Origin of the sequence: Embleya sp. NPDC059237, from assembly GCF_042754105.1 — a bacterium.
Taxonomy (GTDB): Bacteria; Actinomycetota; Actinomycetes; order Streptomycetales; family Streptomycetaceae; genus Embleya.
The window spans coordinates 58,949-70,797 of sequence record NZ_JBHZAE010000014.1 but is presented as its reverse complement, the minus strand read 5'-3'; the positions used below and the strand labels follow the sequence as shown (position 1 = coordinate 70,797).

At 71.3% G+C, this 11,849-nt stretch carries 8 protein-coding genes; 3 read left to right on the top strand and 5 right to left on the bottom strand.

Features of this window, described 5'->3' with window-relative positions; genetic code table 11:
• Positions 1-34: 34 nt before the first annotated feature.
• The 3 genes from ACFXKZ_RS35570 to ACFXKZ_RS35560 all read right to left on the bottom strand — a co-directional run bounded on the left by ACFXKZ_RS35570 (position 35) and on the right by ACFXKZ_RS35560 (position 3,502).
• Positions 35-1,258: an alanine racemase gene (locus ACFXKZ_RS35570; RefSeq protein WP_380006230.1), complete on the bottom strand. Its 1,224-nt coding sequence runs from the start codon at positions 1,256-1,258 to the stop codon at positions 35-37.
• Entirely contained in the window at positions 1,255-2,454 is a 1,200-nt protein-coding gene (locus tag ACFXKZ_RS35565) for a KamA family radical SAM protein (protein WP_380006228.1), read from the bottom strand. Before ACFXKZ_RS35565 ends, ACFXKZ_RS35570 begins: the two co-directional genes overlap by 4 nt.
• Positions 2,455-2,521: 67 nt before the next feature.
• The gene (locus ACFXKZ_RS35560; RefSeq protein WP_380006226.1) at positions 2,522-3,502 is read right to left on the bottom strand and encodes a C-terminal binding protein; all 981 of its coding nucleotides are present in this window, start codon (positions 3,500-3,502) and stop codon (positions 2,522-2,524) included.
• A gap of 346 nt (positions 3,503-3,848) precedes the next feature.
• Here ACFXKZ_RS35560 and ACFXKZ_RS35555 point away from each other — a divergent pair, with 346 nt between their 5' ends.
• Together ACFXKZ_RS35555 and ACFXKZ_RS35550 are read left to right on the top strand one after the other, a co-directional pair.
• The gene (locus ACFXKZ_RS35555; RefSeq protein WP_380006224.1) at positions 3,849-4,565 is read left to right on the top strand and encodes a DUF899 domain-containing protein; all 717 of its coding nucleotides are present in this window, start codon (positions 3,849-3,851) and stop codon (positions 4,563-4,565) included.
• Positions 4,562-5,419 carry an alpha/beta fold hydrolase gene (locus ACFXKZ_RS35550; protein WP_380006223.1) on the top strand — a complete coding sequence of 286 codons (858 nt, stop codon included), beginning with the start codon at positions 4,562-4,564 and terminating at the stop codon, positions 5,417-5,419. The genes ACFXKZ_RS35555 and ACFXKZ_RS35550 overlap by 4 nt, the downstream gene beginning before the upstream one ends.
• 20 nt (positions 5,420-5,439) lie before the next feature.
• On the opposite strand, the gene ACFXKZ_RS35545 is transcribed toward ACFXKZ_RS35550, so the two are convergent.
• Complete coding sequence (locus ACFXKZ_RS35545; RefSeq protein WP_380006222.1) at positions 5,440-6,483, bottom strand: helix-turn-helix domain-containing protein; 1,044 nt, start codon at positions 6,481-6,483, stop codon at positions 5,440-5,442.
• Between the two features lie 274 nt (positions 6,484-6,757).
• Here ACFXKZ_RS35545 and ACFXKZ_RS35540 point away from each other — a divergent pair, with 274 nt between their 5' ends.
• Positions 6,758-10,534, top strand: coding sequence for a hypothetical protein (locus ACFXKZ_RS35540; protein ID WP_380006220.1), 3,777 nt, complete (start codon positions 6,758-6,760; stop codon positions 10,532-10,534).
• Positions 10,535-10,577: 43 nt separating this feature from the next.
• Here the strand turns inward: ACFXKZ_RS35540 and ACFXKZ_RS35535 are convergent, their stop codons facing one another.
• On the bottom strand, positions 10,578-11,795 hold the full coding sequence (locus ACFXKZ_RS35535) for a PP2C family protein-serine/threonine phosphatase (RefSeq protein ID WP_380006861.1): 1,218 nt from the start codon (positions 11,793-11,795) through the stop codon (positions 10,578-10,580).
• Positions 11,796-11,849: the final 54 nt, after the last annotated feature.

The window sequence follows — 11,849 nt, the reverse complement described above, 5'->3', positions numbered from 1 at the left end:
TGTTTGTCCTCCACGTTCGCTACGGGGGCGGTGGTCAGTCCTCGAAAGCCTCGATGCCGTCTCGGCGCGGCCGGGAATCCTCGACGCGCACGGGCATCCGCAGGGTCGCAAGGAGTTCGTACAGGCTCAGCCCCAGCTCCGCGCCCAGATCCCGGGCGGTGCGCGCCGGCCCGCCGCCCTCGTGCTCCGGCCCGATGAAGGTCATCCAGTCCCCGGGGCGGGCGCCGCCCGGCACGTCCGTCACGTCGAATTGGGTGCAGTCCATGCCGGGCCGGCCGACCATGGCGCAACTTCGCCCGCGCAGCAGTCCGCGCGGCGCCGCGGCCGATCCGGCCAGCCCGTGCGAGAAGCCGATGGCGACCGAGCCCAGGCGCCGGCCGGGAGCGACCGACGCGGACCGGTCGTATCCGAACCCCTCCGAGCGGGTCACCGTGACCACGTCCAGGACCCGGGCGCGTACGGAGACCGCCGGCCGAAGCCCGTCGAGACGCGCACCCGCCGGGGTCGCGCGTACCCGATCGTCGGCCTGGAGCAGCCCGTACAGACCGAGCCCCGGCCGCACCCAGTCCGTCCCGCGCAGCGCGTCGGGGTGCAGCAGTCCGTGCGTCGCCGCGAGCGAGGCCACCACCCGAGGCCCCAGCACGGCGCGGGTCGAGGCCAGCCGGGCCCGGAACGCATCGGCCTGCGCCGCGGTCTCCCCCTCGTCCCGACCGGCGCTGGACAGGTGGGCGAACACCCCGGCCGGCCGCACAGCGTCACGCGCCTCGTGCAGCGCGTCCAGTACGGCACCGAACCCCTCGTCCTCGCGCGGCCCGAACCGGTTGAACCCGACATTGGTACGCAGCCACACCGTAGCCGGCGCGCCGCCCCGATCCCGCAGCACCGCGCCGTGGCGCCGGACCTGCTCCGCCGTGGCGACCGCCGGCATGAGCCGATGGCGCGCGCAGGCGGCGGCGTTGTCCGCGACATCCACGTCCATCACCAGGATCGGGACCTCGATGCCGACCTCCCGAAGCTCGGCCCCCTGGGCGACCGTGTCCACGGCCAGCGCGTCCACCCGCGCGTCGACCAGGAGGCGGGCGAGGTCGGGTGCGCCGAACCCGTACGCGTCGCCCTTGACCACGGCCATGACGCGCCGGCCCCCGGCGGCCGCGCGCAGCACCCCGAGGTTGTGCCGCACCGCGTCGGCGGACACGGTCTTCTCCAGCCGGGCGGCGGCGAGGGAGGCGACGCGCTCGCGTCGCGGGATCGCCGTCACACCACCTCCGGGTCGGGATAACGCACATGGTCCCCCTGCCAGTTGACCATTTCCAACACCCGAAAACCCTCGTCGTCCAGGACGTGTCGAGGCAGGCCGTCGGTGGAGCCGACGTCCACCAGCGGAACCGTGTACTTGCCCGTGGCGTGCGGCAGCACGTACTCGGGGACGGCGGGGTTGGAGATCCGGCGTTTGAGCGACCGCATGATCTCCACCCCGCGCTGCACCGGGATGCGAAAACACTCGGACTCGGGGCTGTGCGGCATGAAGTGGTAGAGGTAGCCCGCGTGCACGCCCCGTCGATACAGACCCATGCACAACTCCCGCATGGTCTCCGGGGAGTCGTTGACACCGCCGAGGAGCGGAACGTTCGCGAAGATGATGGGCACCCCCGCCTGCAACCTCTTGACCGCGACGTCGAATTCCGGCGTCAGCTCCCTGGGGTGGGTGACGTGCAGCCCGATCGAGACGACGCCGTGCCGGGCCAGGATCGCGGCGAGTTCGTCGTCGATCCGGTAGGGGTTGAACGTCAGGGCCCGGGTATGGAAGCGCACCAGCAGATCGGGCCGGGCGGCCGAGACCTCACCCAGCACTTGGTCGATCTGGCCGTTGGCGTGCATGAGCGGCTCGCCCCCGCTCAGGATGATCTCCTCGACCTGCGGGTGCGCGTGTAAGTAGTCCAGGGTGGCCCGCCAGTGGTCGCGATCGAAGCTCGCCTTCGCGGAGTCCTTGTCGAGCGTGCGCAGCGCCTCGTAACAGAACTGGCAGTAGGCATGACACACGTTCGCGTACCGCAGGATCACGCGGTTGTCGTACTTGTGCTGCGCGATGGGCGTGACCATCTCGTGCGGGAGTTCCCAGTTCTCGGTCTTGCCGTCGTAGGCGTACGGTTCGTCGCCGCCGTCGCCGCCGAACCGTTGCGGGGCGACCTGCTTCCACAGCGGGTCGTCGAGCGCCGGTCCGCCCGTGGTCGGGTCGGTGGCGACCAGGCTCAGGTAGTAGGGCGTCACCTGGAAACGCTTGGAGAAGTTGTGCCGGGTGATGCGATCCAGGATCTCCTGGTCACACCCGGGGAAGCGCGTCCGGAACTGTCCGGCCGTGCGGATCGCGTTGCGCTGCTGCCACTTCCAGTCGGTCCATTCGTCGTCCGGGGTGGACTCCCCGTCCGCGGCGCACCGGACTGCGTCGGTGGTCATCCTGCTCTCCTCGGAGTGGAGTGAGGCGCATGGGTCGGGCGTAGCTCAGGCGTAGCTCATGCGTGGCTCATGACACCGGGACAGCCGAGGTGATCGGCTCCCCTCCGATCATCTGGCGAACGGCTTCGGCGGCACGCGTGCGCAGTTCCGTGAGGGACGAGGAGGAGTAGAACGCCGCATGGGGACTGATCAGGGCCCTGGGGTGGTTCCGCAGCCAGTGGGGGATGTCCGGCTCACCGTCGACGACGTCCAGGCCCACCCGCGCGGGTCGCTCCTCGGCCAGCGCGCCTTCCAGCGCCGAGAGGTCGATCAGCCCGCCGCGCGCGGTGTTGATCAGGACGGACCGCCGCCGCATGCGGTGCAGCCGGTCGGCGTCCAGCAGATGGCGGGTGTCCGCGGTGAGCGGTACGTGCAGGCTGACGACGTCGGATTCGGCGAGCAGTCGGTCCAGGTCGTGGCGCCGCTCCACGGCGAGCGCCTTCTCGATCCCGGGATGGTTGTACGGGTCGAAGAACACGACCCGGAGCCCGAACGCCTCGGCCCGCCGGGCCACCGCGAGCCCGATGCGTCCGAGACCCACCACACCCCAGACCAGTCCCCGCAGCCGTCGTGGATCGCCGATGGCCCGCCAGTCCCATCCGCCGTTCGCCACATGGTCGCGCAGCTCGCCGAGGCGCCGTTCCAGGGCGAGGAAGAGCGCCAGCGTGTGGTCGGCGACCTCCTCGGTTCCGTAATGGGGAACGTGGTAGACGGGGACGCCGTGTGCCCTGGCCGCGTCGATGTCGACGTGGTCGTAGCCGACGCTGGCGCAGACCACGGCCCGGCAGCCGGCGGATTTCTCGAAGAACTCGGCGTCCAGTGCGACCCGGTGCCACAGGATGACGTAGTCGGCCTCCATGTCGAAGAGCAGGTCACGCCGATGTGCCGGTACGATCAGCGGCCGCACGTCGCCGTGGGGGCCGATGACCTCCCCTTCCGGTTCGGCGCCCTCGGCGTATCCCGCCCCCGGAGCGTCGAGCACCACGACCGACGGCCGGGACCCCGTCACGGGCGAGGGTTGCCGTCGAGGATCGACGCCGCGATGAGTCGTCAATCTTCAGCCTCTCTCCGTAGTCGGATGGGGCATGAGCAGTAATTGAATCCACACGGCGCGTGAGGGACCAGCCGTTTTTCGGCCTTGTGGCAATTCGCTTCATACAGGGCGTTTGTGCGATTGCTCCCGTCCGGGTGGCCGATACCCGACCCCGGGCGCGACGGGTGGGATCGCGACCCGGGGCCGATCGGCGCCGACCGTCACACAGCGTGACAGTGTCGCGGGCCGCCACGCACCGATGAGTTCCGCCGACGTTTCCGGTCCATACCTCAGAGCAGCTTCATCCGACCCGGGAGGAACCATGACCGACCAGAGCACCGGCGCCCTGCCCCCGGTCGTCGAGCAACAGGAGTGGCAGGCCGCGCTCGACGACCTGCGGGCGCGGGAGAAGGCCGCCACCCGCGAACTCGACGCCATCGCCGCACAGCGCCGCAGGCTGCCGATGGTCGAGCTCCCGGACTACACGCTGATCGGTCCGGACGGCCCGATCCGGCTGGTCGACGTATTCGACGGGCGCTCCCAGCTCATCACCTACCACCACATGTGGTCCGAGGGCGCAAAGTGGCAGTGCGGCGGCTGTACCGGACTGACGTCGCAGTACGTCCGGCTCGACTTCCTCGACAACTACGATGCCCGCTTCGTCATCGTGACCAACGGGCGCATCGACGAAGCGCTCGCCTACCGGGCCAAGGTCGGCAACACGATGGAGTGGTACTCGTCGGCGGAAAGCTCGTTCGGCGCCGACGTGGGCGCGCCGCCCGGTGGGGGCTTCGCGGTGAACGTGTTCCTCCGCGACGGCGACACGGTCCACCGCACCTGGCACACCGCCGGTCGTGGTACCGAACAACTAAGCTACACCTTCCCGTTGATCGACATCCTGCCGTGGGGTCGGCAGGAGGAATGGCAGGATTCACCCGAGGGTTGGCCGAAGTCGCCCACCTACTCCAAGTGGCTCGGCTCGCCCGATGTCGCCCGGCTGTACGGCCCGAACCCGGATGCCGACAAGGCACGGCGATGAAGCCGCCACGCACCGGCCGACTGCCGATCAACGGTCTGAGTCTCTATTACGAAGTGCACGGCGAACTCGGCGCGTCGGCTACGCCTCCGTTGTTGCTCATCCCCGGCGGGTTCATGGGCACCGAGTCGATGGCGTCGTGGGTGTCGGCCTTCGCCGATCGGCGCACCGTGATCGTCTTCGATCAGCAGGGGCACGGCCGCACTCCGGACACCTCGCGCCCGATGTCGTACGAGCAATTCGCCGACGACGCCGGCGCGTTGCTGCGGGCGCTGCGGGTCGAGCGCGCGGATGTGCTGGGCTACTCGCAGGGCGGCGGGGTCGCGCTGCAACTGGCCCTGCGGCATCCGGCGCTCGTCGGGAAACTGGTCTCGCTGTCGGCCACCTGTCGCCGGGACGGCTGGTACCCGTCGGTGTCCAAGGCCATCGACGGGCTCGACGCCTCGGCCTTTGCCGGTACGCCCGTCGAGCGGGCATTTCGCGAACATACGCCGGACGCCGCGGCGTTCGACGCCTACGTCGCCAAGATGAAGGTCCTGGGCATCGACGACCAGCACATCACCGACGCGCAGATGCGCTCGATCGCCGCGAAGACGATGGTGATCGCCGGGGATGCCGATGCCGTGCGGCCGGAACACGCACTGACCATGTTCCGGCTGCGCGGTGGCGGCGACGAGGCGGCGGCGGGCTCCGGGATGCTGCAAGAGGTTCCGGCCGCGCGCCTGGTGATCCTGCCGGCGACGTCGCATGTCGGCATCTTCGGGGAGTCGGCGGTGTTGGGGCCGATGGTGACCGCGTTCCTCGACGATGTGACGCCGACGGCGCCGGATCTTTTCCAGGCCGATCCGATCGTGTAGGTCGCCCGCGCGCGCCCGGCCTACGCCGTTCGGAGCCTGCGCTGCCACGTCGCGACCGCGGGCCGCGCGGGCGACCCGCCGCACCGGAACCCCGTGCCCGACGAGCCGACGGGCGTCGGCGGACGCGGTTGTGTGCCGATCGTGGGGACGTCCTCGGCGTTGCTCCCGGCGGCGACACGGTACGCGCCGGGCGGTATGCCCGTGGCGGTGCGGAAGGCCCGGTTGAACTCGGCGGGCCGGGTGAACCCCCAGCGCGCGGCGACGGCGTGCACGGGCAGGTGCGCCATGGCGGGGTCGGCCAGGTCCCGTCGGCAGCGGTCCAGGCGCCGGTGGCGGACGTAGGCGCTCGGCGACGTGCCGTGCGTCCGGAAGATCCGCTGCAGGTAGCGGGTCGAGATCCGGTGGGCCGCCGCGATCACCGCGGGGCTCAGTTCCGGTACGTGCAGGTGACGGTCGACGAACGAGGTGATCCGCAGGAACAGGACGTGTTGTGAGGAGTTTGCCGCCGACGCACCCTCGCCGTCGGTGTGGTGGGCCACCACGGCCACGGCCAGGTCGAGCGCGATGTGGCCCAGCCGGGCATGGTCATCGGGTGTGTAGAGCGCGGGCTCGTCGGCCACGTCGGTCATGAACCGGGCCAGGAGCCGGCCGACTCCGCGCGTGCCGCACAGGGGGGTCGCCAACAGTCGCGCGACCTTGGACTCCGGCACGGGCAGCAGTCGTTTCGGGAACTGCAGCACCACCGACCCGGACGCCGTGTCCGGGGCCTCGGCACCGGCGTCGAAGGGACGGGAGCTGTCCACCAGGACGAGGTCGCCGGGCCCCAACGAGGCCCGGTTGTGGGCCTGTTCGACGCGCTGACGGCCGTGGCGGAGCAGGGCGAGCAGGTACACCTCGGGATCCGAGCGCCGGATCGCCGCCGGTGTGCGCCGGCATGCCCGCGACCCGTGCGAGATCGCGGATATCCGGACGATCCCTCGGGTCACGATCGACACGCGCGCTCCGTGGGCGGGTGGCTCCGGGGCCGGGTTGCCGTCCCGGAGCAACGCCTCTTGGTCGAACACCGTTTCCATGATCCCCCGTTCGTATCGAACAAGACCGTGCCCCGGCGCGGTCCGGTGGTCGTGCCGCCGGGGACACATCCAAGCCTTCGGGGCGGGGAATTGTTGCGCAGGCAGGTCGGGCGCCCGAAACAATCGTCGAGATCAACGGATTCTCCGGAGTGATCTTCGGTATCCGACCGAATTCGCTACTGGTCGGGGCCGGCGGCACGCGGGTACCGTTCCGGGTGGTATGGGATTCGGCGTCCCTTCGGCGACGCTCACGGGAGGGGAACCGGTGGCGGGACGGCCGGAGAAGCCACTGGACCCGGGTGCCGGGCCGGTGCAGCGCTTCGCCCACGAACTCCGGCGATTACGGGCCGACGCGGGCGGCCCCACGTATCGCGAGATGTCCCGGCAGGCCGGCGTTTCGGTCACGGTGTTGTCCCGCGCGGCGGCCGGCGAGCAGTTGCCGACGCTGAAGGTTGCACTGGCCTATGCGGTCGCGTGCGGCGGGGATCCGGACACGTGGAAGCGGCGCTGGCAGGAGGCGGCGGACGAGGATTCCCGACCGCTCGACGACGTCCCGTCGCCCTATCCGGGCCTCGCCCGGTTCGAGATCGAGGACTCGGAGCAGTTCTTCGGCCGGGATCGACTGATCGACGACGTTCTCGACCTGGTGCGTACCCGTCGGCTGGCCGCGCTCGTCGGGGCTTCGGGCAGCGGCAAGTCCTCGCTGCTGCGCGCGGGGTTGATACCCCGGCTGTGGCAATCCGACGGCGACCCTGCCGGCGCGGCCCCGTTCGGGCGTCCCGCCGAGATCCGGATCCGTACCCCCGGGTCGCATCCCGCCGATGTGCTCACCGCGTTCGGCCCTCGGGGCGACGACGGGGACGGCGACGAAGACGGCGATGGGCACACCGGCGACATCGTCGTGATCGTCGACCAGTTCGAGGAGATCTTCACGCTCTGCCGGTACCGGGCCGAACGCACGGAGTTCCTGAACGGCCTGATCGCGGCCGTACGACGGCCCGAGGGCGGGGTGCGCGTCGTCATCGCGGTGCGCGCCGACTTCTACGGCCGCTGCGCCGAACACCGGCAACTCGCCGAGGCGTTGCGCGAAACCACCCTCCTGGTGGGGCCCATGACGCCCGCCGAGTTGCGTCAGGCCATCGTCGGGCCCGCCCAGGCGCACGGCCTGATCGTCGAGCGGGCCCTGACCGCACGGCTGGTGGAGGAGGTGCAGGGCGAGCCGGGCGGACTGCCGCTGCTGTCGCACGTGATGCGGGAGATCTGGCGCAGGCGTCGCGCCCGAACCCTGTCGGTGGAGGCGTACGAGGCCGCGGGTGGCGTCCACGGCGCGATCGCGGCCACGGCGGAGCAGGTGTGCTCCCGGCTCTCGTCCGAGGAACTCGTGTTGGTCCGTCGGGTGTTGCTGCGGCTGATCACGCCGGGCGAGGGAGCGCAGGACACCCGGCGCCCGGTCGCCCGGGCCGAGTTGGAGGCCGTCGGCACGGGCACGGCCGCGCCGGGGACAGGGCCGGCGCAGGGCATCGCGTCGATCCTCGAACAGCTCGTGCAGGCCCGTCTGGTCACCCTCGACGGGGAGAACGTCGAGCTTGTCCACGAGGCGCTGATCACCGCCTGGCCCCGGCTGCGGGCCTGGATCGACGAGGACCGCGAGGGAATCCTCACCCACCGACGACTGACGGAGGCGGCCGGCGTCTGGGCCGACTTCGCGCGCGACCCGGGCACGCTGTACCGGGGAACCCGGCTGGCGGTGGCTCGGGAGTGGGCCGAGCGGGATCGGCATCGCGACGAACTGACCGAGCTGGAAGGGGACTTCCTCGCCGCGAGCATCGCCGCCGAGGACCGCGAGCGGATGGTGGCCGCCCGACGCACCCGTCGTCTGCGGTATCTGGCGGCGGGCCTGGCGCTGCTGCTGGTCGCGGTGACGGTCGTCGGCGGGGTGGCGGTGGAGCAGCGCCGCAGTGCGCTTCGGTCCCGGGACACCGCGCTGTCGCGGCAGTTGGCCGCCCAGGCGCTGAACCTGGCCGATTCCCGGCCCGGGACGGCGATGCTGCTGAGCGTGGAGGCGTATCGCACCGCGCACACGGCGGAGGCGCGTGGCGCGCTGCTGAGCATGTCCACGCGCCGCTTCTACCAGGCCGAGTTGACCGGTCACGTCGATGCGGTGTCGGAGGTGGCGTACAGCCCGGACGGCACCCTGGCCAGTGTCGGGCGGGACGGGAAGGTGGTGCTGTGGGATTCGGTCCGCCGCGTGCGCCTGGCGACGCTGACCGACCACCCGGGCTGGTTGCGGGCGGTGGCCTTCAGCCGGGACGGGCGGTCGATGGCCACGGGTGGGGACGACGGCCGGGTCGTGGTGTGGGACGTGGCGCAGCGCAGGCCGCGCGCGACCATGACCGGCTACGGGGCCTCGATCAAGAGCGTCGCGTTCGGCGCCGACGGCCGCACCGTGGCGGCGGCCGGGGACAACGGCACCACCGCGGTGTGGGACGTGGAGAGCGGGCAGCGCCGGCTGACCCTGACCGGGCACGCCGGCCGGGTGTGGTCGGTGGAGTTCAGTCCGGACGGCCGCACGATCGCCACGTGCGGCGCGGACCACACGGCTCGGCTGTGGCGCGCGGAGGACGGCGCCCCGCTGACCGTGTTGACCGGCCATACCGCCTCCGTCGACTCCGTGGTGTTCAGCCCCGACGGAACACTGCTGGCCACGGGCAGCCGGGATCGCACCGCGCAGCTGTGGGACATCGCCCACGGCACGAGTGTGGCCGTCCTGCGCGGCCACGACGCGGAGGTCAGGGCCGTGGCCTTCAGCCCCGACGGCCGCACGCTCGCAAGTGCCGGCCAGGACCACCTGATCAAGCTGTGGGACACGGCGCGACACAGCCTCGGGGCCACCTTCGTCGGGCACGGCTCCAACATCTACGGCATCGCGTTCCATCCGCGTGGCGACCGGTTGGCCGCGGCGGGCGAAAGCGGCACGGTTTCCCTGTGGGATCCCACCAGGCGTCCGCTCGACGGGCACTCGGACCGGGTCAACGACATCGCGTTCAGCCCGGACGGACGCACCCTGGCCACGAGCGGCACCGATCGGGCCACGCTGCTGTGGGACCTCGCTCGCGGCACCGGCCCACGCGCGCTCGCCCCCGGGACGAGCGCGATCCGGGGCGTCGCCTTCAGTCCCGACGGCCGGACCCTGGCCACCGTGGCGGGCGTGTCCCCGGACAGCACCAACGGCCCCGCCCAACCACCCGACCCCAACGAGCAGGTCCTCACGCTGTTCGACCTCGCGGGCGGCGCCCCGCCGGTGCGGCTGATCGGCCACGACGAACGGGTGACGGACGTGGCCTTCAGCCCGGACGGCCGCATGATCGCCACCGCGAGCGTCGACAAGACGGTCATCGTGCGGGACGCCGTGCGACACACACCCCTGACCCGACTCGTCGTGGACACCGGCACGGAGGGCAGCGGCGTCAACGCGATCGCGTTCAGCCCCGACGGCCATACCCTGGCCACCGCCAACTACGACGGGCGCGTCACCCTATGGGATACGACCCGGTGGGTCCGTACGGCCGTGCTCACCGGACACACCGGGCAGGTGCGCGCGGTGGCCTTCAGTCCCGACGGCCGCACCCTGGCCACCGCCGGCATCGATCAGACCGTGCAGCTGTGGGACCCGGCTCGACAGACCCGGCGGGCCACGCTACTGAACACCGCCGGCGCCACGATCTCGCTGACCTTCAGCCCTGACGGCCGCATCCTGGCCACGGCCGACGCGGACACGTCCGTGATGATCTGGGACGTCGCCGACCACACCCGTCTGGCCACCCTGACGGGTCACACCGGACAGGTCCGCACCGTGGCCTTCGGGCCCGACGGTCACACCCTGGCCAGCGGCGGCGACGACCATGTCGTCCGCCTGTGGGACACCGACCCCGCCCGCACGGCGACCGACCTGTGCGCCACGCTCGCCCGCGACCTGACCCGGGAGGAATGGCGGCAGCTGATCCCGGGTCGGTCCTACCGACGCACGTGCGGAACGGGGTGACCCTGAACCGGTCACGGTCACGGTCGCGGCGTGCCGTTCCGCGTCACCGGGGCGGCGGACTCCATTCGAAGAGCAGGATGGTCGCGTCGTCGCGCAGCGGGTTGCGCTGGTAGTCGAGGATGGCGTGGATGAGCAGCCGCAACACCTCTTCCGGGCGCTGCCCCGCGGAGGAGGAGCTGATGATGAAGTCGGTGAACCGGTCGAGGCCGAACTCCGCGCCGTTCGCGTCCCGGGCCTCCACGACGCCGTCGGTGTAGAGCAGGACACAATCGCCCGGTTCCAAGGTCGCCTCGTGCACCTGCCGGGCCGCCGGGGCGAGCGAACCGGCCAGGCCGATCGGCGGTTGCGGGGGCCGGTCCAGCGCCCCGGGGAGTACCCGCTCGGCACGGATGAGCAGCGGCGGAGGATGACCACAATTGACCCAGTGCAGCACTCCGGTCTCCGCGTCGAGCCGACACAGCACGCCGGTACAGAAGTGGTCGGGCAGCCATTGGGCGAGCGCCCGGTCGACGGAGCCGACGATGTCGGGCAGTTCGGCCCCGTTTCGGCGGGCGTTGCGCGCCGCCGCCATGGCGACCGACGAGGTCAGTCCGGCGGTCAGATCGTGACCCATGGCGTCCAGGATCATGGTGTGCAGGATGTTCTTGACCACCGAATGGTCGAAGGCGTCGCCCGCGATGTCGTACGCCGGTTCCAGGACCGCGGTCGACACGCACCGCCTGCTGCCGATCGTGCGCGGGGGCAGGAAGGCCCGCAACATCTCGGCGGGCGCGCCCATGGACTCGGTGCGGGTACGGGCGGCGAGCCAGTCACTGTAGGCCCGCTTGGAGGTGATCAGCATGGCGAGCAGATGGGCCAGCATCCGGCTGCGGCGCATGCGCACCGCGTCGAGCGCGGCGGTCCACACCGCCAGTACGCCCAGCCGCTCCGCGCCGTCGACCAGGGGCATCCACAGGATCAGGCCGTCGTCGACCTCGGCCACCCGGGGGGAGACCGTGCGGTACGCCCATCCGGCCGACGTGCCTTCCATCCGCAACGACTCCGCGGCCTCGTCGAGTGGCACGAGCAGACGCTGTTGCAGGTCGACGAGGTAGATCGACGCGGTGTCCAGGCCGAGGAGGTCGGCACACCGATTCGCCAGCGCGGGCAACTCGACCGGCAGCGCGGTCTGCGCCTCGATGATCAGCTCTTCCAGGCGATTCTCGTCGACGGCGTCGTCGGGAACGGAGAACACGCGCGGTGTGTCCGGCACGAGGACCACCCCTTCCTCGCCCAGTCTCACACCGATCCCACCCGAGGGCATTAAGCCCTATAT